The sequence below is a fragment of the Streptomyces sp. bgisy159 genome (genome assembly GCF_057707805.1).
Map to the genome: position 1 here is coordinate 127,067 of NZ_JBYIQX010000008.1, position 25,378 is coordinate 152,444.

At 73.0% G+C, this 25,378-nt stretch carries 25 protein-coding genes; 8 read left to right on the forward strand and 17 right to left on the reverse strand.

From position 1 onward, the window contains the following. Positions 1–22 precede the first annotated feature (22 nt). Both AC3ET3_RS11040 and hisI read right to left on the reverse strand, forming a co-directional pair. A complete protein-coding gene (locus AC3ET3_RS11040) occupies positions 23–1,516 on the reverse strand; it encodes an anthranilate synthase component I (protein WP_432135982.1) in 1,494 nt (497 codons plus the stop codon). 11 nt (positions 1,517–1,527) lie between these two features. Next, positions 1,528–1,929, reverse strand: coding sequence for a phosphoribosyl-AMP cyclohydrolase (gene hisI / locus AC3ET3_RS11045; RefSeq protein ID WP_432135981.1), 402 nt, complete (start codon positions 1,927–1,929; stop codon positions 1,528–1,530). An 83-nt stretch (positions 1,930–2,012) separates the two neighbouring features. On the opposite strand from hisI, the gene AC3ET3_RS11050 reads away from it, so the two are divergent. Further along, a complete protein-coding gene (locus AC3ET3_RS11050) occupies positions 2,013–2,648 on the forward strand; it encodes a TIGR03085 family metal-binding protein (RefSeq protein ID WP_432135980.1) in 636 nt (211 codons plus the stop codon). Positions 2,649–2,657: 9 nt separating this feature from the next. Here AC3ET3_RS11050 and AC3ET3_RS11055 read toward each other — a convergent pair whose 3' ends face one another. The 10 genes from AC3ET3_RS11055 to hisD form a co-directional block, all read right to left on the reverse strand. Further along, entirely contained in the window at positions 2,658–3,905 is a 1,248-nt protein-coding gene (locus AC3ET3_RS11055) for an MFS transporter (RefSeq protein ID WP_432135979.1), read from the reverse strand. Between the two features lie 20 nt (positions 3,906–3,925). Next, positions 3,926–4,516, reverse strand: coding sequence for an ArsR/SmtB family transcription factor (locus AC3ET3_RS11060; protein ID WP_432135978.1), 591 nt, complete (start codon positions 4,514–4,516; stop codon positions 3,926–3,928). 127 nt (positions 4,517–4,643) lie between these two features. Next, entirely contained in the window at positions 4,644–5,399 is a 756-nt protein-coding gene (gene hisF, locus AC3ET3_RS11065; protein ID WP_432135977.1) for an imidazole glycerol phosphate synthase subunit HisF, read from the reverse strand. Between the two features lie 13 nt (positions 5,400–5,412). Beyond that, on the reverse strand, positions 5,413–5,808 hold the full coding sequence (locus AC3ET3_RS11070) for a RidA family protein (protein WP_432156612.1): 396 nt from the start codon (positions 5,806–5,808) through the stop codon (positions 5,413–5,415). Positions 5,809–5,824: 16 nt separating this feature from the next. Then, a complete protein-coding gene (priA, locus tag AC3ET3_RS11075; protein ID WP_432135975.1) occupies positions 5,825–6,547 on the reverse strand; it encodes a bifunctional 1-(5-phosphoribosyl)-5-((5-phosphoribosylamino)methylideneamino)imidazole-4-carboxamide isomerase/phosphoribosylanthranilate isomerase PriA in 723 nt (240 codons plus the stop codon). Further along, positions 6,544–7,197: an imidazole glycerol phosphate synthase subunit HisH gene (gene hisH / locus AC3ET3_RS11080; protein WP_432135974.1), complete on the reverse strand. Its 654-nt coding sequence runs from the start codon at positions 7,195–7,197 to the stop codon at positions 6,544–6,546. Before hisH ends, priA begins: the two co-directional genes overlap by 4 nt. Then, on the reverse strand, positions 7,197–7,361 hold the full coding sequence (locus AC3ET3_RS11085) for a hypothetical protein (protein ID WP_432135973.1): 165 nt from the start codon (positions 7,359–7,361) through the stop codon (positions 7,197–7,199). Before AC3ET3_RS11085 ends, hisH begins: the two co-directional genes overlap by 1 nt. Before the next feature lie 4 nt (positions 7,362–7,365). Further along, complete coding sequence (gene hisB / locus AC3ET3_RS11090; protein WP_432135972.1) at positions 7,366–7,959, reverse strand: imidazoleglycerol-phosphate dehydratase HisB; 594 nt, start codon at positions 7,957–7,959, stop codon at positions 7,366–7,368. Continuing rightward, the gene (locus AC3ET3_RS11095) at positions 7,956–9,077 is read right to left on the reverse strand and encodes a histidinol-phosphate transaminase (RefSeq protein ID WP_432135971.1); all 1,122 of its coding nucleotides are present in this window, start codon (positions 9,075–9,077) and stop codon (positions 7,956–7,958) included. The genes hisB and AC3ET3_RS11095 overlap by 4 nt, the downstream gene beginning before the upstream one ends. Then, positions 9,074–10,399 (reverse strand): histidinol dehydrogenase, encoded by a 1,326-nt coding sequence (hisD, locus tag AC3ET3_RS11100; protein WP_435612040.1) that lies wholly within the window; start codon positions 10,397–10,399, stop codon positions 9,074–9,076. Before hisD ends, AC3ET3_RS11095 begins: the two co-directional genes overlap by 4 nt. 199 nt (positions 10,400–10,598) lie before the next feature. Between hisD and AC3ET3_RS11105 the strand changes: the two genes are divergently transcribed. From AC3ET3_RS11105 to ybaK, 4 genes are all read left to right on the forward strand, one after another. Then, entirely contained in the window at positions 10,599–12,176 is a 1,578-nt protein-coding gene (locus AC3ET3_RS11105; protein ID WP_432135969.1) for an oxidoreductase, read from the forward strand. 109 nt (positions 12,177–12,285) lie between these two features. Beyond that, complete coding sequence (locus tag AC3ET3_RS11110; RefSeq protein ID WP_432135968.1) at positions 12,286–13,374, forward strand: hypothetical protein; 1,089 nt, start codon at positions 12,286–12,288, stop codon at positions 13,372–13,374. An 11-nt stretch (positions 13,375–13,385) separates the two neighbouring features. Continuing rightward, complete coding sequence (locus tag AC3ET3_RS11115; protein ID WP_432135967.1) at positions 13,386–14,126, forward strand: LON peptidase substrate-binding domain-containing protein; 741 nt, start codon at positions 13,386–13,388, stop codon at positions 14,124–14,126. A 13-nt stretch (positions 14,127–14,139) separates the two neighbouring features. Next, positions 14,140–14,643 (forward strand): Cys-tRNA(Pro) deacylase, encoded by a 504-nt coding sequence (ybaK, locus tag AC3ET3_RS11120; protein WP_432135966.1) that lies wholly within the window; start codon positions 14,140–14,142, stop codon positions 14,641–14,643. 240 nt (positions 14,644–14,883) lie between these two features. Here ybaK and AC3ET3_RS11125 read toward each other — a convergent pair whose 3' ends face one another. The 4 genes from AC3ET3_RS11125 to AC3ET3_RS11140 all read right to left on the reverse strand — a co-directional run bounded on the left by AC3ET3_RS11125 (position 14,884) and on the right by AC3ET3_RS11140 (position 19,034). Further along, a complete protein-coding gene (locus tag AC3ET3_RS11125; RefSeq protein WP_432135965.1) occupies positions 14,884–15,582 on the reverse strand; it encodes an AAA family ATPase in 699 nt (232 codons plus the stop codon). Between the two features lie 34 nt (positions 15,583–15,616). Continuing rightward, positions 15,617–16,444 carry an ABC transporter permease gene (locus tag AC3ET3_RS11130; RefSeq protein WP_432156616.1) on the reverse strand — a complete coding sequence of 276 codons (828 nt, stop codon included), beginning with the start codon at positions 16,442–16,444 and terminating at the stop codon, positions 15,617–15,619. Between the two features lie 64 nt (positions 16,445–16,508). Continuing rightward, positions 16,509–17,483 (reverse strand): ABC transporter ATP-binding protein, encoded by a 975-nt coding sequence (locus tag AC3ET3_RS11135; RefSeq protein WP_432136081.1) that lies wholly within the window; start codon positions 17,481–17,483, stop codon positions 16,509–16,511. Between the two features lie 333 nt (positions 17,484–17,816). Beyond that, entirely contained in the window at positions 17,817–19,034 is a 1,218-nt protein-coding gene (locus tag AC3ET3_RS11140; protein ID WP_432156617.1) for an NYN domain-containing protein, read from the reverse strand. A 222-nt stretch (positions 19,035–19,256) separates the two neighbouring features. Between AC3ET3_RS11140 and AC3ET3_RS11145 the strand changes: the two genes are divergently transcribed. After that, on the forward strand, positions 19,257–19,421 hold the full coding sequence (locus AC3ET3_RS11145) for a hypothetical protein (RefSeq protein ID WP_432135962.1): 165 nt from the start codon (positions 19,257–19,259) through the stop codon (positions 19,419–19,421). 81 nt (positions 19,422–19,502) lie between these two features. Here AC3ET3_RS11145 and dnaE read toward each other — a convergent pair whose 3' ends face one another. Continuing rightward, positions 19,503–23,042 (reverse strand): DNA polymerase III subunit alpha, encoded by a 3,540-nt coding sequence (gene dnaE, locus AC3ET3_RS11150; protein ID WP_432135961.1) that lies wholly within the window; start codon positions 23,040–23,042, stop codon positions 19,503–19,505. A 171-nt stretch (positions 23,043–23,213) separates the two neighbouring features. Between dnaE and AC3ET3_RS11155 the strand changes: the two genes are divergently transcribed. Beyond that, positions 23,214–24,539, forward strand: a complete 1,326-nt coding sequence (locus tag AC3ET3_RS11155; RefSeq protein ID WP_432135960.1) for a DUF2252 domain-containing protein — start codon at positions 23,214–23,216, stop codon at positions 24,537–24,539. Positions 24,540–24,622: 83 nt separating this feature from the next. Further along, positions 24,623–25,318: a hypothetical protein gene (locus AC3ET3_RS11160; protein ID WP_432135959.1), complete on the forward strand. Its 696-nt coding sequence runs from the start codon at positions 24,623–24,625 to the stop codon at positions 25,316–25,318. The last annotated feature ends 60 nt before the right edge of the window (positions 25,319–25,378 follow it).

The window sequence follows — 25,378 nt, forward strand, 5'->3', positions numbered from 1 at the left end:
CGGGGCCGACGTGATACGCGCCCTATCTCCCGAGCCGGCCCGCGCTGTGCACGGCGCGCAGCACCGCGGCCGCCTTGTTGCGGCACTCCTGGTCCTCGGCGACCGGGTCGGAGTCGGCGACGATGCCGGCGCCGGCCTGCACGTAGGCGGTGCCGTCGCGCAGCAGCGCGGTGCGGATGGCGATGGCGGTGTCGGAGTCGCCGGCGAAGTCCAGGTAGCCGACGCAGCCGCCGTACAGACCGCGCCGGGACGGCTCCAGTTCGTCGATGATCTGCATCGCGCGCGGCTTGGGCGCCCCGGAGAGGGTGCCGGCCGGGAAGCAGGCGGTGAGGACGTCGAAGGCGGTGCGGCCGGCGGCGACCCTGCCGGTGACGGTGGAGACGATGTGCATCACGTGCGAGTAGCGCTCGACGGACATGAAGTCGACGACCTCGACGGAGCCGGGCTCGCAGACCCGGCCCAGGTCGTTGCGGCCGAGGTCGACGAGCATGAGGTGCTCGGCGCGTTCCTTGGGGTCGGCGAGCAGTTCGTCGGCGAGGGCCTGGTCCTCGGCCGGGGTGGCGCCGCGGTGCCGGGTGCCGGCGATGGGGTGGACCATCGCGGTGCCGCCCTCGACCTTCACCAGCGCCTCGGGCGAGGATCCGACGACGTCGAAGGCCGTTCCGTCCTCGTGGGGGAAGCGGAACAGGTACATGTACGGCGACGGGTTGGTGGCCCGCAGGACCCGGTAGACGTCGAGGGCGCTCGCGGTGCAGGGGGTCTCGAAGCGCTGGGAGGGGACCACCTGGAAGGCCTCGCCGGCCCGGATGCGCTCCTTGATGTCCTCGACGGCCGCCTGGAAGTCCGTCCCGCCCCAGCGGGCGGTGTACTCGGGCAGTTCGGAGGGCGGCAGGACGGCGGGCGGCTGGGCGACCGGGCGGGAGAGGTCGGCCTCCATGGCGTCCAGGCGGGCCACGGCGTCGGCGTAGGCCTCGTCGACGCCGGTGTCCAGGTCGTTGTGGTTGATCGCGTTGGCGATCAGCAGGACCGAGCCCTCCCAGTGGTCCATGACGGCGAGGTCGCTGGTGAGGAGCATGGTCAGCTCGGGCAGCCGCAGGTCGTCGCGTTCGCCGGGGCCGATCTTCTCCAGGCGGCGCACGATGTCGTAGCCGAGGTAGCCGACCATGCCGCCGGTGAAGGGCGGCAGGCCCTCCTGGCGGGGGGTGTGCAGGGTCTCGACGGTGGCGCGCAGGGCGGCCAGCGGGTCGCCGTCGACGGGGACGCCGACGGGCGGGGCGCCGAGCCAGTGGGCCAGGCCGTCACGGGAGGTGAGGGTGGCGGCGCTGCGCACGCCGACGAAGGAGTACCGGGACCACGAACGGCCGTTCTCCGCGGACTCCAGCAGGAAGGTGCCGGGGCGCTCGGCCGCGAGCTTGCGGTAGAGCGCGACGGGGGTGTCGCCGTCGGCGAGGAGCTTGCGGGTGACCGGGATGACGCGCCGGTCGGTGGCCAGCTTGCGGAAGGTGTCGAGGTCCATGGCGGCTGACCTTACTGATCGTCGGCGGCCGGGCCGCCGTGGTCGTCCTCGCGCAGCACGTCGGCGTCGAAGCAGGTGCGCGCTCCGGTGTGGCAGGCGGCGCCGACCTGGTCGACCTTGACCAGGACGGTGTCGGCGTCGCAGTCCAGGGCGACGGACTTCACCCACTGGAAGTGGCCGGAGGTGTCGCCCTTGACCCAGTACTCCTGGCGGCTGCGGGACCAGTAGGTGCACCGGCCGGTGGTCAGGGTGCGGTGCAGCGCCTCGTCGTCCATCCAGCCGAGCATCAGCACCTCGCCGGTGTCGTACTGCTGGGCGATGGCGGGCAGGAGGCCGTCGGGGCTGCGCCGGAGGCGGGCGGCGATCTCCGGGTCGAGGCTGCTGGGCCGTGGGGTGCCGGTCGTGCTGGTCATGACGGCCATTGTGCCGTGCGCCACTGGCGGTGACGGCGCGGCGTCCACTGGGCGGACCGCGGCCGCGGTCGTAGGCTGACGGTATGTCGACCTTCGCCAAGCGTGAACGGCTCCTGCTCGCCGACCTCTTGGAGACCGCCGGTCCCGAGGCCCCGACCCTCTGCGAGGGCTGGCAGACCCGTGATCTGGCCGCCCACGTGGTGGTCCGCGAGCGCCGTCTGGACGCGGCCGGGGGCCTCCTCCTCAAGCAGCTCGCTCCCCGGCTGGACCGGGCGATGGAGGAGTTCGCCGGAAAGCCGTACGAGGAGCTGATCCAGCTGATCCGTACCGGTCCACCCCGTTTCTCGCCCTTCCAGCTCAAGCAGATCGACGAGATGTCGAACACGACGGAGTTCTACGTGCACGCCGAGGACGTGCGCCGCGCGCAGCCTGACTGGACGCCGCGCGAGCTGGACCCGGTGTTCCAGGACGCGCTGTGGTCCCGGCTGGAGCGCACCGCGCGGCTGATGGGCCGGGGCGCGCCGACCGGGCTGGTGCTGCGTCGCCCGGACGGCCGTACGGTGGTCGCCGACCGGGGCACCCCGGTGGTCACGGTGACCGGCGAGCCCTCCGAACTGCTGCTGTTCCTGTACGGCCGGCAGGACGCCGCCAAGGTGGATCTGGACGGCGAGCAGGAGGCCGTGGAGCGGCTGCACGGCAGCAAGCAGCTCGGCATCTGAGCCGGTGACTCAGCGGGGCAGTTCCGCGCGCCGCAGGTCCCGGACGCCCAGGACGACGGCCCCGCCGAGCCCGCTCACCGCCGCGCAGGCCGCGAAGACCGGGCCGGTGCCCCACTGCGCGACGCTCCAGCCGACCACGGGGAAGGTGAGCGGGGCGACGCCGAAGCCGACCAGGGTGGAGACGGCGGTGACCCGGCCGAGGTAGGCCGCGCCGGCCCGGGTCTGCACCAGCGCGCCGCACAGGGCCCCGGACAGCCCTGCGGTCAGACCGACGACCAGGGCGACGCCGACGGCGGCGGGGACGCCCGGTACCCGGGCGAGGGCCGCGACGGCACCCGCCGAGAGCAGGGTCACCGTCCCGGTCACGACGCCGGCGCGGGGCACCCGGCCGCGCCAGGTGAGCAGCAGCGAGGCGGCCCCGGCGCCGGTGCCGAACCCGGCGAGCACCAGGCCGAGGCCGGCCGAGCCCCAGTGGCGCTGCTGGGCGAGGAGGGTGAGCCCCAGGTTCATCGGGCCGACGAAGCCGAGGTCGTTCAGGGCGGCGGCGAGCACGAGCGGGCGCAGTACCGGATCCCGCCGGACGTGCCGCAGCCCGTCCCGCAGCTCGGCCAGGGCCCGGTCGCGGGGCCGGACGTCCTGCGGGGCGAGCCGGCGCACGCGCACCCCGAGCAGCAGAGGCAGGGACACGCCCATCAGGAGGGCGGCGAGGCCGAAGGCGCCCGCGGTGCCGCCCAGGGCGACCCCGAGGCCGCCCAGCGGGCCGCCGAGGACGTTCGCGAGGCGGACGGCGAGGCCCCGCATGCCCTGGACCCGGGCGAGCTGCCCCGGACCCGCGATCCGGGCGGGCAGGGCGCCGGCGGCGGGCAGGAACACCGCGTCGACGACGCCGAACAGCACGGCCACCGCGCCCAGCACCCACAGCCCGGGGCTGGTGGCGAAGAGCAGCCCGGCCGCCGCGAGGACCAGCGCGCAGCGCACCGCCGTGCTGCCGAGGACCACCCGGCGCGGACCGTACCGGTCGGCGACGACTCCCCCGCCGAGCATCAGCAGGGCGCGCGGCAGCGCACTGGCGGCCGTGACCAGCCCCGCCTGCGCGGCCGTACCGGACTGCACGGCGGCCCAGGACAGGGCGATGTAGTAGACGTTGTCGCCGACGGCCGAGGAGGCGAACCCGCCGAGCCAGCGCAGGACGTCGGGGTCGCGGTGGGCGGCGCGCTCGCTCTCCGGGGCGGCCGCGGCCGTGAGGGTCGAAGGCATGGCCGGTTCTCCTCGGGTCCTCAGGGGCGGAACGGGAACGCGTACGTGTGCACCGCGACGTTCTCGCGGCCCTCGGTGTCACCGGCGGCCTCGGCGGCCCGGCCCCGCTCCTCGTACCTGCGGACGAGGGCGAGCATGTCCTTGTCGAGCTCGGCGAGTTCGTCCGGGGTGAGCCGCAGGAGGGACTCGGAGGACTCGGCGGCCGTGTTCCACGCGGCGCTCCAGTGGGCGCGCTCGTCGAGGAAGCGGCGGTACATGTCGGCGCGCTGCTCGAAGAAGAGCCGGCTGGCGGCGGTGCGCGCGGCCGCCTTCTCGGGGGCGTCGCGGAAGTCCTCGTCGCGGATGCTGACGCCGTCCGAGGCGGGCTGCCACCAGCGTTCCCGGGCGTCCGCGCTGCGCGGCTCGGCCTCCTCGATCAGACCGTGCTCGGCGAGCTTGCGCAGGTGGTAGCTGACCAGGGAGACGGCCTCGTCCACCTGTTCGGCGAGCTGGGAGGCGGTGGCGGCGCGCGCGATGGTCAGGCCCCGGTAGAGCTGCATGCGCAGTGGGTGGGCGAGTGCCTTGAGCGTGCCCAGGTCGGTGATGCGGCGGTCTCTCTCCTTGTCCGTCATGCCGCCACCGTAGATTACGAAAGAAAAATTGCGCAACCGATTTTGCGCAACTTCTCTTTCTCATCAGGGCGGCGAAAAGCCCCGGCCGTCCACCGGCCGGGGCTCACGGCTCACGCCGGGCGAGCGGTCACCGCACCGGGTGGCCCGCCTCGCGCAGTACCTGCTTGACCTCGCCGATCCGCAGGTCGCCGAAGTGGAAGACCGACGCCGCCAGCACCGCGTCCGCGCCCGCCTCGACGGCGGGCGGGAAGTCGGCGAGCCGGCCGGCGCCGCCGGAGGCGATCACCGGGACCGTGACGTGCTTGCGGACGGCCCGGATCATCTCCAGGTCGTAGCCGTCCTTGGTGCCGTCCGCGTCCATCGAGTTCAGCAGGATCTCGCCCGCGCCCAGTTCGGCGGCCCGGTGCGCCCACTCGACGGCGTCGATGCCGGTGCCGCGGCGGCCGCCGTGGGTGGTGACCTCGAAGGCACCCGACTCGGTGCGCCGGGCGTCCACGGACAGCACCAGCACCTGGCTGCCGAACCGCTCGGCGATCTCCCGGATCAGCTCCGGGCGGGCGATGGCGGCGGTGTTGACGCCCACCTTGTCGGCGCCGGCCCGCAGCAGCTTGTCGACGTCCTCGGGGGAACGCACCCCGCCACCGACCGTGAGCGGGATGAACACCTGCTCGGCGGTGCGGCGCACCACGTCGTACGTCGTCTCGCGATCGCCCGAGGACGCGGTGATGTCCAGGAACGTCAGCTCGTCGGCGCCCTCGGCGTCGTACACCTTGGCCATCTCGACGGGGTCGCCCGCGTCGCGCAGGTTCTGGAAGTTGACGCCCTTGACGACCCGGCCGTTGTCCACGTCCAGGCAGGGGATGACTCGGACCGCCAGGGTCATGAAACCGGCTCCTCTAACGTCCTCTGAATGCTTCTACTTCTACTTCGACCAGGATGCGCGGGTCGACGAAACCGTCGACGACCAGCAGGGTCGCCACCGGGCGCACGGAGTCGAACAGCTCCTTGTGCGCGCGGCCCACGGCGTCCACGTCCCGGGCGTGGCTCAGGTACATGCGGGTACGGATCACGGACTCGACGCCGAGCCCGAACTCCGCGATCGCCTCGACGGCACCGGTGAACGCCACCTTCGCCTGCTCGTACGGGTCGCCCTCCCCGTACAGCACCGACCCCCGGAAAGACGTGGTGCCGCCCACCAGTACCCGGTCGCCCACCGCGACGGCACGGGCGAAACCGAAGGACTCCTCCCAGGGACTTCCACTCTGCACGCGCCGCACGGCTTCGGACGTCATGACACCGTGTCCCTTTTCAAGATGTAGCCTCCAGGGCCTCTTCCAGAGTGAACGCCTTCGCGTACAGGGCCTTCCCGACGATGGCGCCCTCGACACCGAGGGGCACCAGACCGGCCAGGGCGCGCAGGTCATCCAGGGAGGACACCCCGCCGGACGCCACGACCGGCCGGTCGGTGGCCGCGCAGACGTTCCTCAGCAGTTCCAGGTTGGGGCCCTGGAGCGTGCCGTCCTTGGCGATGTCGGTCACCACGTAGCGGGCGCAGCCCTCGCGGTCCAGGCGCGCCAGCGTCTCGTAGAGGTCGCCGCCGTCCCGGGTCCAGCCGCGGCCGCGCAGGGTGGTGCCCCGCACGTCGAGACCGACGGCGATCTTGTCGCCGTGCTCGGCGATGACCTTGGCGACCCACTCGGGGCTCTCCAGGGCCGCGGTGCCCAGGTTGACCCGGGTGCAGCCGGTGGCCAGGGCCGCGGCCAGCGTGGCGTCGTCACGGATGCCCCCGGACAGCTCCACCCGGATGTCCATCGCCCGGGTCACCTCGGCGACCAGCTCCCGGTTGTCGCCGGTGCCGAAGGCGGCGTCCAGGTCCACCAGGTGCAGCCACCGCGCACCGGACCGCTGCCAGGCGAGGGCGGCCTCCAGGGGGGAGCCGTACGAGGTCTCGGTGCCGGACTCGCCGTGCACGAGGCGGACGGCCCGGCCGTCACGGACGTCGACGGCGGGGAGGAGTTCGAGCGTGCTCACAGGGTTCCGATCCAGTTGGTGAGGAGCTGGGCGCCGGCGTCGCCGGACTTCTCGGGGTGGAACTGCGTGGCCCACAGCGCGCCGTTCTCCACGGCGGCGACGAAGGGCTTGCCGTGCGTCGACCAGGTCACCTTCGGGGCGTGCAGCAGCGGGTTGTGGATCTCCAGGGTCCAGTCGTGGACCGCGTAGGAGTGCACGAAGTAGAACCGGGCGTCCGCGTCGAGGCCGGCGAAGAGTTCGGAGCCGGCCGGGGCGTCCACGGTGTTCCAGCCCATGTGGGGCACGACGTCGGCCTGCAGCGGCCCGACCGTGCCGGGCCACTCGTCGAGGCCCTCGGTCTCCACGCCGTGCTCGATGCCGCGCGCGAACAGGATCTGCATGCCGACGCAGATCCCCATCACCGGGCGGCCGCCCGCCAGACGCCGCTCGACGATCCAGTCGCCGCGGGCCTCCTTCAGGCCCTTCATACAGGCGGCGAACGCGCCGACGCCGGGCACCAGCAGCCCGTCGGCGTTCATCGCCCGGTCGTAGTCGCGGGTGATCTCGACGTCGGCGCCGGCGCGCGCGAGGGCGCGCTCGGCGGAGCGGACGTTGCCGAAGCCGTAGTCGAAGACGACGACGTTGCGCCTCTTTCCGGCGGGGCCGCTCATCAGTTCCACACCTCCAGCCGCATGGCGCCCGCGACGAGACACATCGCGGCGCCGATCGAGAGCAGCACGATCAGGCTGCGGGGCATCTGCTGCTTGACGAAGGAGATGATGCCGCCGACCAGGAAGAGACCGACGACGATCAGGGCGGTGGACGTGCCGTTCATGGCTTTACAGCGCGCCCTTCGTCGAGGGGAGGATGCCGGCCGCGCGCGGGTCGCGCTCGGAGGCGTAGCGCAGGGCCCGCGCCAGCGCCTTGAACTGGCACTCCACGATGTGGTGCGCGTTGCGCCCGTAGGGCACGTGCACGTGCAGCGCGACCTGCGCCTGGGCGACGAACGACTCCAGGATGTGCCGGGTCATGGTGGTGTCGTACTCGCCGATCATCGGCGCCATGTTCTCCGGCTCGGTGTGCACCAGGTAGGGGCGGCCGGACAGGTCGACGGTGACCTGGGCGAGGGACTCGTCCAGCGGGACCGTGCAGTTGCCGAACCGGTAGATGCCCACCTTGTCGCCGAGGGCCTGCCGGAACGCCGCGCCGAGGGCGAGGGCGGTGTCCTCGATGGTGTGGTGCGAGTCGATGTGCAGGTCGCCCTCGGTCTTCACGGTCAGGTCGAACAGACCGTGCCGGCCGAGCTGGTCGAGCATGTGGTCGTAGAAGCCGACGCCGGTCGAGACGTCGACCCGGCCGGTGCCGTCGAGGTTGATCTCGACGAGGACCGAGGTCTCCTTCGTGACCCGCTCCACGCGTCCCACGCGGTTCATGCGCTCTGCTCCTTCTTCAGTTCACGGACCGCGTCGAGGAACGCGTCGTTCTCCTGCGGGGTGCCGGCGGTGACGCGCAGCCACCCCGGTACGCCGTTGTCCCGGACCAGGACCCCCCGGTCGAGGATCTTCCGCCAGACGGCGTGCGCGCCGCCCTCGCCGTCGAACCGCCCGAACTGCACGAAGTTGGCGTCGGACGCCGTGACCTCGTACCCGATCGCGAGCAGTTCGCTCACCAGGCGGTCCCGCTCGGCCTTGAGCTGCTCCACGTACTTCAGCAGCGTCCCGGTGTGCTCCAGGGCGGCCAGGGCGGTCGCCTGGGTGACGGCCGACAGGTGGTACGGCAGCCGTACGAGCTGGACGGCGTCCACGACCGCCGGGTCGGCGGCGAGGTAGCCGAGGCGCAGCCCGGCCGCGCCGAACGCCTTCGACATGGTGCGCGAGACGACGAGATTCGGCCGTCCTTCGAGCAGCGGCAGCAACGAGCCGCCGTGGCTGAACTCGATGTACGCCTCGTCCACGATCACCATCGACGGCTTCGCGGCCTGCGCCGCCTCGTACAGCGCGACGACGGTCTCCGGCGGGACGGCGGTGCCGGTGGGGTTGTTGGGGGTGGTGACGAAGACGACGTCCGGGCGGTGCTCGGCGATGGCGGCGCGGGCCGCGTCGAGGTCGATGGTGAAGTCGTCGTGGCGCGGCCCGGAGATCCAGCCGGTGCCGGTGCCGCGCGCGATGAGCGCGTGCATCGAGTACGACGGTTCGAAGCCGATCGCGGTGCGGCCGGGCCCGCCGAAGGTCTGCAGCAGCTGCTGGATGACCTCGTTGGAGCCGTTGGCCGCCCACACCTCCGCCGGGCCGACCCGGTGGCCGGTGGTGTCGGTCAGGTACTCGGCGAGCCGGGTGCGCAGCTCGACCGCGTCCCGGTCGGGGTAGCGGTTGAGGTGGCGGGCGGCCTCGCGGACCCGCTCGGTGATCCGCTCGACCAGCGGCTCGGGCAGCGGGTAGGGGTTCTCGTTGGTGTTCAGCCGTACGGGGACGTCCAGCTGGGGGGCGCCGTAGGGGGACTTGCCGCGCAGCTCGTCCCGTACGGGCAGATCGTCGATCCTCACGTCGCTCACTTGCTCTCGGGCACCTTCCAGCCGAACCTCGCCTTGATCGCCGCGCCGTGCGCGGGCAGGTCCTCCGCCTCGGCCAGCGTCACCACGTGGTGCGCGACGTCGGCCAGCGCGTCCTCGGTGTAGTCGACGATGTGGATGCCGCGCAGGAAGGACTGCACGGACAGCCCGGAGGAGTGGCAGGCGCAGCCGCCGGTGGGCAGCACGTGGTTGGACCCGGCCGCGTAGTCGCCGAGGGAGACGGGCGCCCACGGGCCGACGAAGATCGCGCCCGCGTTGCGCACCCGGTCGGCCAGGGCGGCGGCGTCGGCGGTCTGGATCTCCAGGTGCTCGGCGCCGTACGCGTCGACGACCCGCAGTCCCTCCGCCATGCCGTCGACCAGGACGATCGCGGACTGCCTGCCGCTCAGCGCGGGCACGATCCGGTCGTCGACGTGCTTGCTGGCCGCGACCTGCGGCGCCAGCTCCTTCCCCACCGCCTCCGCGAGCGCGGCGGAGTCGGTGACCAGGACGGCGGCGGCGAGCGGGTCGTGCTCGGCCTGGCTGATCAGGTCGGCGGCGACGTGCGCCGGGTCGGCGGTGTCGTCCGCGAGGATCGCGATCTCGGTCGGGCCGGCCTCGGCGTCGATGCCGATCTTGCCGGTGAAGTAGCGCTTGGCGGCGGCGACCCAGATGTTGCCGGGGCCGGTGACCATGTCGGCGGGCGGGCAGGACTCGGTGCCGTGGGCGAACATCGCGACGGCGGTGGCTCCGCCGGCCGCGTACACCTCGTCGACGCCGAGCAGGGCGCACGCGGCGAGGATCGTCGGGTGCGGCAGGCCGCCGAACTCCGCCTGCGCCGGCGAGGCCAGCGCGATGGACTCGACTCCGGCCTCCTGCGCCGGGACGACGTTCATGACGACGGACGACGGGTAGACGGACCGGCCGCCCGGCGCGTACAGCCCGACCCGCCCGACGGGAACCCACTTCTCGGTCACTGTGCCGCCGGGCACGACCTGCGTCGTGTGGGGCGTACGGCGCTGCGCGCGGTGGACGAGACGGGCGCGGCGGACGGACTCCTCCAGGGCGGCGCGCACCGCGGGGTCGAGTTCCGCCAGGGCGCGGGTGAGGGCCTCGGGCTCCACGCGGACCCGGTCGAGCCGGACTCCGTCGAACTTCTCCGCGAAGTCGATCAGCGCCGCGTCGCCCCGATGATGCACGGCCTCGCAGATCGGACGCACCTTCTCCAGGGCGGCCGAGACGTCGAAGTCGGCTCGGGGCAGCAGGTCGCGCAGGGCGGGGCCCTCGGGAAGGGCGTCGCCGCGCAGATCGATTCGGGAGATCACGGTGCCAATTCTCGCAGACCCCGGTCGGGAGCCGGGGGCGCAGTCCAATGGCTGATACAGAAGGTGGCCGGAATCCGGAAGGCGTCCCTCACTCCTTGTGTTCGGCAGGTCACTCAGCGGGCATGAACGCCAGTGCGAAACAAAGGGCCGCGGGAGGCGGACCGAAGAGTGAGGGACCCCCGGGGAGGAGGTGGCGGACGTGACCGAAGGAGTGGGCCTGCGGGCCGGGGACCTGCCGGACGACCTGACCGCGGCGGAGGCCGGGATGTGGCAGTCCTTCCGCAACGGCACCGTGTACGACCTGAGCACGGGCGACCCGCTCGCCGACGATCCGCAGGACGGACCGCCCTGGGGCCCGGAGCGGACGGTACGGGCCCGGATCGTCGCCTGGCTGCTGCTGGACGGACCACCCGCGCTGGCCGGCCGGGTGTCGGCGCTGAAGCTGGTCGGGGTGCGGATCAGCGGTTCGCTGGACCTCGCGGGCGGCACGGTGGTGCCGTACGTCGAGATGAAGCGCTGCCGGTTCGAGCGGGAGGTACTGCTGCCCGAGGCCCGGCTGACCACGCTGCGGCTGGTGGACTGCTCGGTGCCGCGGCTGGAGGCGGCCCGGCTGCACACCGAGGGCGATCTGCATCTGCCGCGCTGCCGGTTCCAGCGCGGGATCCGGCTGACCGACGCGCAGATCGGCACGGACCTGCTGCTCAACCAGGCGGTCGTGCACCGCGACCGGGCCGGCCGGTCCATCGCCGCCGACGGGCTGGCCGTCGGGCAGGACCTGCAGGCCGAGCTGCTGGAGACGCACGGCGAGCTGAGCCTGCGCAGCGCCAAGGTGGGGGTGTCGCTGAGCCTGCGCGGGGCGCGCCTGGTCAACCCGCGCGGAAGGTTCGCGCTGAACGCCCCGCAGCTGACCGTGGAACGCACGTTGTACCTGACCCCGGCGGGCGTCGGCGCCCAGGCGCCGAGCGGGACGACACCGGCGCAGGGGACGCGGATCCAGGGGTTCGAGTGCCGGGGCGGGGCGCGGCTGGACGACGGGCGGTTCGGCGACGCGGTGGACCTGCAGGGCGCCCGGTTCGTCCTCACCGACGTGCAGGAGCTGTCGCTGCGCCGGGTGCAGACGCCCGAGCTGCGCTTCCTGGGAGACCGGCCGAAGCGCGGGCGGGTGGTGCTGTCGGGGGCGCGGGTGGTCACCCTGATCGACCGGGCGAGCGCCTGGCCGGGCCCCGGCCGCCTGCACATGGGTGGCTTCACCTACGAGAGCCTGGTGCCGCAGGGGCCGTTCCCGCTGGAGAAGCGGCTGCGCTGGGTCGCGGCGGCGACCGCCGAGTACAACCCGGAGCCGTACGAGCGGCTGGCGGCGGTGCTGCGCGGCAGCGGGGAGGACGAGGACGCGCGCGAGGTGCTCCTCGCCAAGCAGCGCCACCGGCGCACGACGCTGCCGCCGGCCGGCAAGCTGTGGGGGTACGCGCAGGACTGGACGGTCGCCTACGGCTACCGGCCCGGCCGGGCCGCCGTGTGGATGGCCGTGCTGTGGGCGGCCGGGTCGCTGGCCTTCGCCCACGCCCCGCGCCCCCCGGCCGGCCCCGACCGCACTCCGCAGTGGAACCCCGCCCTGTTCGCCCTGGACCTGCTGCTGCCCGTCGTGGACCTCGGCCAGGCCACCCGCTGGGACCTCCACGGACGCTGGCAGTGGCTCTCCGCCGCGCTGATCCTCGCCGGCTGGGTGCTGGCGACGACCGTCGCGGCGGGAGCGACGCGACTGCTGAGACGGGGGTGAGAACAGGCGGAAGGAGCGACTCAGCTTTTACCGGGGCTTGACCGTCGGGCGTACAACTTTCCGCGGCTTGGGCTGAGCCTCTGGTGCTCCTCCGAGCTGGCGCTTTTCAATGGTCGGCACCATGGCTCTGCTGCCCCCGTTCATCCGCGCGGCTCGCCCTGCCAAGGCCGTGCCGCAGGCCGCCGCGGCCGGGCTGCCGGCCGACGACGAGGTGCTGCTCGATGCCGCGGACGGCCGTCTCGGCCCGGCGCTGGTCGCCGCCGGGCAGGACGGCTACCGGCCCGCCGCCGAGCTGCTCGCCGCCACGCGCGCGCGTGGCGAGTGGGAGCGCCGCGACCGGTACGTGACCCGGCTGGCGTGGTTCGCGCACGCGCGTCCCGACTGGTTCGAGCGGTGGCGGGCGGCCGCCCCGCGCGACCCGGACGCACTGGCGGTCGCCGCCCAGCTCGCGGTGGACCGCGCCTGGCGCTCACCGGCCCGGGCCGAGGTGCTGCGCGAGGTGAGTCCGCTGATCACGGCGGCCGCCCAGGCCTGCGACCGCGATCCGGTGCCGTGGCGGATCGCGCTGGACCACGCGCGCGGGACGCGCGCCGGCCACAAGTACTTCGGCGAGCTGTGGGAGGCGGCGGTCCGCAGGGCCCCCCACCACTACGGCTGCCATGTGGCCGCCCTGCGCTACCTGGCCGCCTCCTGCTGCGTCCTGTCGGGCGACACCCCGCACACCCCCGAGGCCCCGCACCGCGAGTGCTTCGACTTCGCCGACCGCGCGGCACAGGACGTGCCGCCGCACTCCCTGGTGCGGGCGCTGCCGCTGCAGGCGGCCTTCGCCTGCCTGACGGACGACTGCGGCCCCATGGTGGCCCGGGAGCGCCTGGACGCCGCCGCCGACCGGGCGATCGTGCTGTCCGCCGGGCTGCCGCCGGCGGACCCCTGGCCGGCCCCGGTCCGCAACCTCCTGGTGTACGTGCTGGCCCGGCTGGGCCGCCGCGACGACGCCCTGGTGCAGTTGCGCCTGCTCGGCCCGTACGCCACGTCCTTCCCCTGGGACCAGGTGGCGGACGACCCGCTCGGCCACTTCCTGACCGTCCGCGGGGAGATCGTGCGGGGCCTGCCGGTGGGGCCGCCCCGGCGGTCCGGCGGTCACCACGCGCACCGGCCCGCCCACTCCGCGCACCACTGTTCCGTTCCGGACCACTAGGCTCTGACCTCGTGACCACCGTCCGTCTGCCGCTCTTCCCGCTGAACTCGGTGCTGTACCCGGGTCTGGTGCTTCCGCTGAACGTCTTCGAGGAGCGCTATCGCGCCATGATGCGCGACCTGCTGAAGACGCCCGAGGAGGATGCCCGCCGGTTCGCCGTCGTGGCCATCCGCGACGGCCATGAGGTCGCGCCGAGCGAACCCGGCATGCCCGATCCGACGGCGCTGCCGCAGCGCGGCCCGGCCGCCGGCTTCGGCCCGGACCCCGGGGCGTCGTTCCACTCCGTGGGCTGTGTCGCCGACGCCGCGACCGTCCGCGAGCGGGCCGACGGCACGTTCGAGGTCCTGGCGACCGGGACGCGGCGGGTGCGGCTGCTGTCCGTGGACGCCTCGGGGTCCTATCTGACGGCGGAGCTGGAGGAGCTGGAGGAGGAGCCGGGAGACGAGGCGGGCGCGCTCGCCAAGGGCGTACTGCGCTCGTTCCGCCAGTACCAGAAGCGGCTGGCCGGCGCCCGGGAGCGGTCGCTGGCCACCGGCGCCGACCTGCCCGACGAACCGTCGGTGGTCTCGTACCTGGTGGCGGCGGCGATGATGCTGGACACGCCCACCAAGCAGCGGCTGCTGCAGGCCCCCGACACCGCCTCGCGCCTGCGGGACGAGCTGAAACTCCTTCGCTCGGAGACGGCGATCATCCGTAGTCTGCCGTCGTTGCCCGCGGCCGAGCTGACGCGCGGGCCGACCAGTCTGAACTGAGACGGCGAGAGACGTGGCGAAGAAGTCGAAGAAGCAGCAGCAGGCCGGCGGCACGCCCGCGACGGTGGCCCTCACCGCGGCCGGGGTGGACTTCACGGTCCACTCCTACGACCACGACCCCGGCCATCCGTCGTACGGCGAGGAGGCGGCCGAGGCGATGGGTGTCTCCCCGGACAGGGTCTTCAAGACCCTGGTCGCCGACGTGGACGGCGCGCTGACCGTGGCGGTGGTGCCGGTGGCCGGCTCGCTGGACCTGAAGGCCCTGGCGTCGGCGCTGGGCGGCAAGCGGGCGGCGATGGCCGACCCGGCCCTCGCCGAGCGCACCACCGGCTATGTGCGGGGCGGCATCTCCCCCCTGGGCCAGCGCAAGCGGCTCCGCACCGTCCTGGACGCCTCGGCGGAGGCCCACCCGACCATCTGCGTGTCGGCCGGCCGCCGCGGCCTGGAGGTCGAACTGAGCCCGAAGGACCTGGCCACCCTCACCGCCGCGACGCTGGCCCCCATCAGCCGCGCGTGACGTCCGCGTGAGCGGCCCGACCGGTGACCGTACGGCGCAGCCGTGCCGACAACCACGCCAGAGGGCGCGTGGCGGAGTACTCCGCCGCACGCGCGCGTACAGCGGGCCGGTGACGCCGCGCCGGTGCCGCGCGGGTGGCGGTGCGCCGACCGCCCACCGCACGGGCTCTCGCCCGGTCCGGTGAGCCTCTGCGGCGGCACCTCCGCCAGGTGGCCCGAGCGGGCGCGGAGGGGCGGTGCCCTAAGCGGACTTGCCGCCGTACGGCTGATCGTAGGGCCCGTACGGCCCGGGGGCCCCGTACGGCTCCGGGTCGCGCGGGCCGAAAAGGGCGGTCAGGCCGAGGTGCACGACCAGCGCGGCCAGGGGCCAGGCGAGCAGCGCGCCCTTGGCGCCCAGTTCCAGTGGCGCGGAGAAGGTGACGCCCTTTCCGACGCTCTTGGCGTGGGCCAGCACGTCGTCGGCCGGCCCGAGCCACAGCCCGAGCCGCCAGGCCAGCACCGCCCCGAGCAGCCCGCCTACGCCGAGGGCGACCACCAGCGGGACGCCGCCGCGCCGCCGCCACAGGAAGGCGAGCACGGCGCTGACCGCGCCGAAGCCGAGCGCCAGCAGGGCGAAGGTGCCGTCCACGCCGACCGCCTGCTCGCCCTCGGTGTCCTTGATGTAGACGACCCAGTTGCCGTCCACGACGTCGCCGACCAGCGGCACCTGCGGCGCCAGCCACACCCACAGCAGGCCGAGCAGCGCCCCGGCGACGGTCACGGCACCGGTGATCAGGGCGGCCTCGCGCAGTTCGGTCTTCATCCCGGGCCCCTCCTCCGACAGGGAGTCCCGCGGCGCGGCGGCCGCCACGGACGGATGGCCCCCGGACGGGGGCGGCGGCCACGCCCCTTGCGAGGACGGTTCGTGCGGCGGCGGAGGCGGAGTCAGCGGTGCGGTCACCCTGCCATCGTGCCAGGCCCGCCCGCGCGGCGCGTCACCGGACGGCGGCCCGCCGGTACGCCCAGGTCGCCACGGCCAGCGACGCCACGCCGACGCCCGCGCACACCGCCAGATCGCCGATCACGAACGCCCAGTCGGGCCGCGGCCCGAAGGTGCGGGCCAGGGCCTCCACGCCGTACGTCGACGGCAGCAGGTCCCGCAGCAGCCGTACCGCCTCCGGCATGCGCTCCGGCGGCAGCACGCCCAGCAGCAGGGCCGCGGACATGCCCAGCTGGCCCAGTACGGTCGCCAGCTCCGGCCGGGGCGCCAGCAGCCCGCAGGCCGCGCCCAGCCCGGACAGCGCGGCGCCCGCCAGCGGGATCACCGCGACCAGCACCCACAGGTGCGCCAGCGGCAGCCCGAACAGGACACACCCGAAGACGGCCGTCAGCACGGTCCCCGGCACGGTGAACGACGCATAGGCTCCCGCCGCGCCGAGCACCACGGCGGCCGGCGGCACCGGCAGCGTGGCGTAGTGGTCGAGCCCTCCGCTGGCCCGCAGCTGCCCGAAGTACTGGGCGAGCAGGTTCAGCGCGACGAAGGCGACGACCAGGACGGCCGACCCGGCCACCACGGACTCGGCCTCGCTGCCGCCGTCCACGACTCCCCGCATCATGACCAGGATGCCGACCGACTGGAAGGTGGCGACGAACAGCAGCGGGATCCGCGCCACCCGCGCCCGCGACAGCTGCGCCCGGTAGACGGCCGCCAGCGACGGCCACAGCCGGGCGCGCGGCCCCAGCTCGGCCGGCTCCCGGCCCGTTCCGGTACCGGTACCGGAACGGGAGCCGCCCGGACGGGCCTCGGCGGGTACCACACTCACCTTGCGCCGCTCCTCTCCCCTGCGGTCCGCGCACCGGCCCTCGTGGACACTCCCGTGCGCCCGCTCACGCCCGCACCAGCCCCTGCCGTGCGGCCCCGCCCAGCGCCAGGTAGACATCCTCCAGGCTCGGCGTGGCCAGGGTGAAGTCGTCCAGGGCGGCGAACGCGGCGCCGCCGGTGACGGTGGCGACGACGGCCCGGGCCTCCTCGGGGGCGAGCCGCAGCGTCCAGCGGCGCCCGGACTCCGCGGCCCGTTCGCGCAGCGCGGCGACCTCGGGCACGTCCAGCGGCGCCCGTTCCCGCCACACCAGTTCGACCCGCACCTCGCCGGCCACCCGCTCCTTGAGGCCGGTCGGCGTGTCGCAGGCGATGATCCGGCCCCGGTCCAGGACGGCGACCCGGTCGAGGACGGTCTCCGCCTCGATGACGTTGTGGGTGACCAGCAGCACGGTGGTCCCGCGCTCGGCGCGCCGGCGGTCCACCGCGGACCAGACGGCCCGCCGGGCCACCGGGTCCATGCCGGTGGTGGGCTCGTCGAGCACCAGCAGCGAGCGCTCGCCCACCAGCGCGGTGGCGAAGCAGGCGAGCCGGCGCTGGCCGCCGGACAGCTTGCGCAGCGGCCGGCCGGCGAGCGGGGTCAGGCCCAGCTCGTCGAGGACGGCGTCCCGCTCGGCGCGCGCCCGGCGTACGTCGAGGCCGCGCAGCCGAGCGGTGGTCTCGGCGGCCAGCGACACGGTGAGCTCGTCCAGTGCGGTGGACTCCTGCCCGAGGTAGGCGAGGATCCGCGCGGCCCGGTCGGGGTGGCGCACGATGTCGTGGCCGAGGATCTCGACGCCGCCGGCGTCGGGCCGCATCAGGCCGGTGAGCTGGCGGACGAGGGTGGACTTGCCGGCGCCGTTCGGGCCGAGCAGTCCGAAGATCTCACCGCGTCGGATGTCCAGCGTCACGTCGTCGGTGGCGCGTACCTCCGGGGTGGCCGGGGTGCCCCGGCGGGCCTGTACCGCGGGATAGGTCTTGGTCAGTCCGCGCACGGCGCACACGACCTCGTCCCTGTGCCGGACCACCGGCGCCGCGCGCTTGTTCACAAGGGACGAGCCTACGGGGTCGGGAGGCTTTGCTCGCCCTTGGGGCGGCCTCCGACGCTCCCCCGCGACCCGTGTCCCACCCCTGCCGCGGCCCTCGCGGCTCCCCACCGTCTCCGCCGCCCGCGGCCGGGCCCGGTCGTCCCGCGCCGGGACGCTCCGGCGCGGGCTTCCCGCCGCGCGCTCCGCGCGGTGTGCCGGCTCCCGGATCTCCCACCGCGCCGCAAAACCCGACGCCGGGGCTGACCTGAAGGGGGCTGTCCGACGGCGGGCAGTCCGTCGGCGGCAGGGTTACTCGGCGGCGGGCGCGGGCTCCGCCGCCGTCCGTACGTCGATCTCGCGCCAGAAGCCTGCCCGGATCGCGTACCGGTCGTGCTCGTCGATCTGGTCGTCCTTGTGGGCGAGCAGTCCGAAGCGGGCCGCGTAGCGCAGCAGTTCGCCGTCGACCCGGTGCGGGATCCGCGGGTACATGCCGGACAGGCGCTGCAGATGGCTCTGGTCGCCGAGGCGTTCCATCCACCTCCGCGCGAAGACCTGCCCGACCTCGTAGGGGTCACCGCCCACGGTGGTGATGTCCTCCTCGCGGTCCGCCCAGCGCTGCTCGGCGGTGGTCAGCTGCGCGAGCGTCGGCAGCGCGGCGACGTCGGGGGGCTCGGCGGCGGTGCCGGGCCGGTCCACCCAGCCCTTGTCGGACGACCAGCGCAGGGTCGCGGTCGGCGGGTGCGGGGCGGCGGTCGTGCCGGGGGCGCGCAGGGCGGCGAGGTCCTTGGGCGTGGGGACGCCCTTGGGCGCGGGGACGCGCTCCGGGGCGTCGCCGTCGACGGGCGCGGCCGGGGGGCGCCGGTCGTCCTCGGCCGGCCGGTCGGCGGCGGGGGCGAGGGAGGCGTCGGGCAGCGGTGCGGAGAGGATCGCGGCGATCTCGGGCCGGGGCGCGGGCGGCGGGGCGCACACCCCGCCGAGTTCCTTGGCGCGGACCGCCTTGGTGATCCACGTACGGTCCAGGACGCGTCGTTCGTCGGCCTCCGCGACTAGGTCCTCGGACTGGTTGTAGTCGCCGTCGGCGGCCTGGACGGCCCAGAGGTGCACGGCGACGCCGTGCTCCTTGGCGGCCATCATGCCGGGCAGGAGGTCGCCGTCGCCGGTGACGAGGACGACGTCGGAGCAGGCGCGGTTGCGGGCCAGCTCGGTCAGCTCGGCGTGCATGGCGGCGTCCACGCCCTTCTGTGCCCAGCGGCCGTCGCTGCGGGTCAGTGCGCCGAGCCGGACGGTGACCCGGGGCATCACGCGCAGTCGGCGGTGCTCGGGCTGCGGGACGCGGTCGGGGGCGCCGTCGAACCAGTAGATGCGCAGCAGGGGCCGTTCGGTGTCGGACTCCGCCTGTTCCCGCAGGCCCTGGACGAGGGCGGCGTGGTCGACGGTGATCCGGGAGCGCGAGGGCTCCCCGGCGAGGAGGCTGGCGGCGGCCCCCAGCAGATACCCGGCGTCCACCAGGACGACGCAGCGGTCCACACGACTCACCCTCTTCCCGGGAGGTTTGCTTCGGGCTTCCTTCGAGTCTGCCCGACCGTGCGGAGGTTAACGGTCCGAACTCGATCTTCGGCGTGGCGTTTCCGGGCCGGGCGACGGGGCGGAGCCCATAACCCAGGGTAATTGTCCGAAATGCGCTGCGAGTCCGGCTATGTGAATCTGGTCGCGGCCCTGGCCCCTAGACCCCTCACAGGAGGCTTCACCATGGCCAAGAACAAGAACCGTGATCGCAAGCAGCCGCACTCCGAACGCGGTCAGCAGACGGCCCAGCCGACCGGGCTGGACACGCAGACCGAGGAGCGCACCACCCAGATCACCCCGGGTGACATGGCGCGCAAGGGCCGGCAGAAGCGCTTCGGTCACAACTGACATCCTGCGTAACGGGCTTTGCGGCCCAGCTCGGCGAGGGGCGCGTCCGCCACGGACGCGCCCCTCGTCCGTCGGCGGACGTCAGCCCGCCAGGCAGGACGGGCCGAGCAGCACCTTCAGATCGCCGAACAGCGCCGGATCGGGCTTGACCCGGTGCCGGTCCAGCCGGAGGACGGTGGTCCTGGTGGGGCCCTGGAGCTTGATCCGGACCTCGCTGTCGCCCTTGTGGTGGCTGAGGATCTCGCCGAGCCGGCTGACCATCGGCGGGGTGACCTTCACGGCCGGGATGGTGAGCACGACCGGCGCGTTGGTGCCGGCCGTGGACAGGTCGGGGACCATCAGCTCCATGGCCACCAGCCGCGGCACGTCCTCGCGCTTGTCGAGCCTGCCCTTGACGAAGACCACGGCGTCCTCGACGAGTTGCGTCGAGACCAGCTGGTAGGTGGCCGGGAAGAACATGCACTCGATGGAGCCCGCGAGGTCCTCCACCGTGGCGATCGCCCAGGCGTTGCCCTGTTTGGTCATCTTGCGCTGCAGGCCGGAGATGATGCCGCCGATGGTGACCACCGCGCCGTCCGCGTGCTCACCGCCGGTGAGCTGGGCGATTCCCGCGTCGGCCTTGTCGGACAGCACGTGCTCCAGGCCGAACAGGGGGTGGTCGGAGACGTACAGGCCGAGCATCTCGCGCTCCTGCGCGAGCAGGTAGGTCTTGTCCCACTCGTCGGTGGTGAACTCCACGTCGAGACCGAAGCCGGGTTCGTCGCCGCTCTCCTCGCCCATGCCGCCGAAGAGGTCGAACTGCCCCTCGGCCTCCTTGCGCTTGACCGCGACGACGTTGTCGATCATCGGTTCGTACTGCGCCGTCAGGCCCTTGCGGGTGTGGCCCATCGAGTCGAACGCGCCGGCCTTGATCAGGGACTCCGTGGTCCGCTTGTTGCAGACCACCGCGTCGACCTTGTCGAGGTAGTCCGGGAAGGAGGCGTACTTCCCCTTGGCCTTGCGGCACTTGATGATCGACTCGACGACGTTGGTGCCGACGTTGCGGACGGCGGAGAGGCCGAAGAGGATCACGTCGTCGCCCTGGGCCGCGAAGTTGGCCTCGGACTCGTTGACGTTCGGAGGCAGGACCCTGATGCCCATGCGGCGGCACTCGTTGAGGTAGACCGCCGACTTGTCCTTGTCGTCCTTGACGGAGGTCAGCAGCGCGGCCATGTACTCGGCCGGGTGGTTGGCCTTGAGGTAGGCGGTCCAGTACGACACCAGGCCGTACGCGGCGGAGTGGGCCTTGTTGAACGCGTAGCCGGCGAACGGGACCAGCACGTCCCACAGCGCCTGGATGGCCTCGTCGCTGTAGCCGTTCTTGCGGGCGCCGGCCTGGAAGATGACGAAGTTCTTCTCCAGTTCCTCCGGCTTCTTCTTGCCCATCACGCGGCGGAGGATGTCGGCCTCGCCGAGCGAGTACCCGGCGATGATCTGGGCGGCCTTCTGCACCTGCTCCTGGTAGACGATCAGGCCGTGGGTGACGTCCAGGACCTCCTTGAGGGGCTCTTCGAGCTCCTTGTGGATGGGGGTGATCTCCTGCTGGCCGTTCTTGCGCAGCGCGTAGTTGGTGTGGGAGTTCATGCCCATCGGGCCCGGGCGGTACAGGGCCGACACGGCGGAGATGTCTTCGAAGTTGTCGGGCTTCATCAGCCGCAGCAGCGAGCGCATGGGGCCGCCGTCGAACTGGAAGACGCCGAGCGTGTCGCCGCGCTGGAGCAGTTCGAAGGTCGTGGGGTCGTCGAGCGGCAGGCTCAGGAGATCGATGTCGATCCCCTTGTTGGCCTTCACCATCTTGACGGCGTCGTCCATGATCGTGAGGTTGCGCAGGCCCAGGAAGTCCATCTTCAGCAGGCCGAGCGACTCACAGCTCGGGTAGTCCCACTGGGTGATGGTCACGCCGTCGGTGTGCCTCACCCAGACCGGGACGTGCTCGGTGATGGTCTCGCTGGACATGATCACGCCGGCCGCGTGCACACCCATCTGCCGGACCAGGCCCTCCACGCCGCGCGCGGTGTCGATGACCTTCTTCACGTCCGGTTCGTTCTCGTACATCGCCCGGACCTCGCCGGCCTCGCTGTACCGCGGGTGGGCGGGGTCGGTGATGCCGGAGAGCGGGATGCCCTTGCCGAGGACGTCGGCGGGCATGGCCTTGGTGATGCGGTCGCCCATCGCGTACGGGTAACCCAGCACGCGCGCGGAGTCCTTGATCGCGTTCTTGGCCTTGATGGTGCCGTAGGTGCCGATCATGGCGACCTTGTCGGCGCCGTACTTCTCGGTCACGTACCGGATCACCTCGACGCGCCGGCGCTCGTCGAAGTCGATGTCGACGTCGGGCATGGAGATGCGCTCGGGGTTGAGGAACCGCTCGAAGATCAGGCCGTGCGGGATCGGGTCGAGGTCGGTGATGCCCATGGCGTAGGCGACGATCGAGCCCGCCGCGGAGCCCCGGCCGGGGCCGACGGCGATGCCCTGCTTCTTGGCCCACATGATGAAGTCCGCGACGACGAGGAAGTAGCCGGGGAAGCCCATCGAGATGATGGTGTCCATCTCGTACTCGGCCTGCTTCTGGCGGTCCTCGGGGACGCCGCCGGGGAAGCGGCGCTCCATGCCCCGGCGGACCTCCTCCTTGAACCAGGTGACCTCCGTGTAGCCCTCGGGGATGTCGAACCTGGGCATGAGGTCGCGCTTCTCGAACATGCCGGTGGTGTCGACCATCTCGGCCACCAGGAGCGTGTTGGCGCAGCCCTCCTGCCAGGCGTCCGAGGAGTCGATGGCGTACATCTCGTCGGTGGACTTCAGGTAGTAGCCGGTGCCGTCGAACTTGAAGCGGTCCGGGTCGGAGAGGTTCTTGCCGGTCTGGATGCACAGCAGGGCGTCGTGGGCGGTCGCCTCGTGCGCGTAGGTGTAGTGCGAGTCGTTGGTGACCAGGGGCGGGATGCCGAGCTTCCTGCCGATCTCCAGCAGGCCGTCGCGGACCCGGTGCTCGATGTCGATGCCGTGGTCCATCAGCTCCAGGAAGTAGCGGTCCTTGCCGAAGATGTCCTGGTAGTCGGCGGCCGCCTTCAGGGCCTCGTCGAACTGGCCGAGGCGCAGCCGGGTCTGGACCTCGCCGGAGGGGCAGCCGGTGGAGGCGACGATCCCCTCGGACCACTGGGAGATGGTCTCCTTGTCCATCCGCGGCCACTTCTGGAGCCAGCCCTCGGCGTAGGCGTCGGAGGACAGGCGGAAGAGGTTGTGCAGGCCCGTCCTGTTCACGGCCCACATGGTCTTGTGCGTGTAGCCGCCGGAACCGGAGACGTCGTCGCGCTTCTGGTGCGGCTGGCCCCACTGGATCTTGCGCTTGTTGCGCCGGGACTCGGGGGCGACATACGCCTCGATCCCGATGATCGGGGTGATCCCGGCCTTCTGCGCGGAGTGGAAGAAGTCGTACGCCCCGTGGAGGTTGCCGTGGTCGGACATGGCGATGTGCGTCATGCCCATCTCGTTGCAGGCGTCGAACATGTCCTTCAGCCGCGCGGCACCGTCCAGCAGCGAGTACTGGGTGTGGACGTGCAGGTGCGTGAACGGCGGCTTCGACACGGTGCGGCCTCCAGGGGAAACACTGGGTGACGGGTGGACGGACAGTTCCGGGGTCAGCGTCGAAGTCTATGCCCGGGGACTGACACGAAGCGGGCACTCACACGTACCTTCGGACGTTGGATGCGGCGGACACGCCTGTCATCTTTGTCACGCACCAGGAGGCCCCGACCGATGCCGGTTCCGCAGCTCAGCGCCGAGCGCCGCGGCGAGGAGATACTCGCCGTCTTCGACACCGCCTTCGGCGAGCTCCTGGCCGCCGACCCCGCCGCGTTCCGGGTGAAGTTCCGGAAGATGGCCGCCTCGGCGTTCGCGTTCTACCGGGGCACGGCGTGCCTCTTCTACCACGACCTGGCCCCGGAGAAGGAGACCGCGCCCTACCTGGACGACCGCACCTCGCGCGTGTGGATCCACGGCGACCTGCACGCGGAGAACTTCGGCACGTACCTGGACGCCAACGGCCGCCTGATCTTCAACGTCAACGACTTCGACGAGGCGTACGTCGGCCCCTTCACCTGGGACCTCCAGCGCTTCGCCGCGTCCGTCGCGCTGATCGGGTACGCGAAGGCGCTCAGCGACGCCCAGATCACCGAGCTGGTGGAGATCTACGCGGGCGCCTACCGGCAGCGGATCCACGCGCTGGCCACCGGCGCCAAGAGCGACGAGGTGCCGCCGTTCACCCTGGACACGGCGACCGGGCCGCTGCTGGACGCGCTGCGCGACGCCCGTGCGCTGACCCGTTTCGGGCTGCTGGAGTCCATGACGGAGATCCGTGACTTCGAGCGCCGCTTCGCGCCCGGCGGCGGCTCCGTCGAGCTGGACGCCGCCACCCGCTACAAGGTGCTGGCGGCCTTCGACGGCTACCTGGAGACGCTGCCGGAGGCCTCGCTGGCCCACCCGGACTCCTACCGGGTCAAGGACGTCGTGGGCCGCCGGGGCATCGGCATCGGCTCGGCCGGGCTGCCGTCGTACAACATCCTTCTGGAGGGCCGCACCGACGCCCTGGAGAACGATGTCGTGATCTACATCAAGCAGGCCCAGACCCCGGCCGTCTCCCGGCACATCACCGATCCGGCGATCCGCGGCTACTTCCAGCACGAGGGCCACCGCACGGTGATCTCCCAGCGGGCCCTGCAGGCGCACGCCGACCCGTGGCTGGGCTGGACCGAGCTGGACGGCGCGGGGCAGCTGGTGGCGGAGGTCTCGCCGTACGCCGTCGACCTGGAGTGGGGCGACATCGACGATCTGGAGGAGATCGCGAGCGTCGTCGCCGACCTGGGCCGGGCCACGGCCGCCATGCACGCGGCGGCGGACGACACCTCCGGCGAGTCGCTGGTGCCCTTCTCCACCGAGCGGGCCATCGACGCGGCGATCGCCGCCGACGAGGACGGCTTCGCACCGCTGCTGGTGGACTTCGCGCACGCCTACGGCGCACGCGCGCGTGCTGACCACCAGATCTTCGTCGACCTCTTCCGCAACGGCCGGATCCCGGGTCTGTGACCCGCCGGCCCCCCTCCGCCGGGCCGTTCACAGGCACCCTTTAGGGGTGTCTTACGGGGGCCCATGACACACTCTCCGGTGCTATGGACATATCCGGGACGCGACTCAGAGCCGTGCGCGCGGCGCTGTTCACGGCTTTCGTCGTGCTGCTCAGCACCGCGTCGCACGTGCTGCTGTCCCGGGCCCCGCTGCCGCTGAGCACGGTGGCCGCGGTCGCCGCCGCCGTGTTCGTCCTGGCGTACGCCCTGGCGGGCCGGGAGCGGGGCTTCTGGCGGATCGCCGCCCTGCTGGTCCCGCTGGAGCTGGCGGCCGACACCGTGTTCACCACCGGCCAGAACGTCTGCTACGGCGCCGCCGGCGGCCCGGTCACCGGCCCGCTGCGCTCGGTCGGCTGGCACGTGCTGTGCGGGGACACGACCCCGGTGGGCACCCCGCTCGCCCGGATGACCGCCCCGGGCACCGGCCCCGACCGGCTGGCCGGCCTGCTGACCCACGCCTCCCCGGCGACCTCGTGGCTGCTGCTGGCCGCCCATGTCACCGTCGGCCTGCTCGCCGCCGCCTGGCTGCGCCGCGGCGAGCGGGCACTGGGCCGGCTGCTGAGCGCGGCGACGGCCACGACGTTCCGCCCCCTGCTGCTCGCCGTGTCGGCGGTCACGGTACGGCCGGTCCCGGCCGTCCGCCCGCCACGGCCCTCACCCCGGGCGGTGTGCGCCCCCGGCCGCGTCCTGGTCCACTCCGTGGCCCGCCGCGGCCCTCCCGTGGCGCCCGCGGCCGCCTGAGCGCCGCCGCGCCTCCCCCCGGCGTCGGACGAACGACACCGGGGCGTCCCCGCACACCTC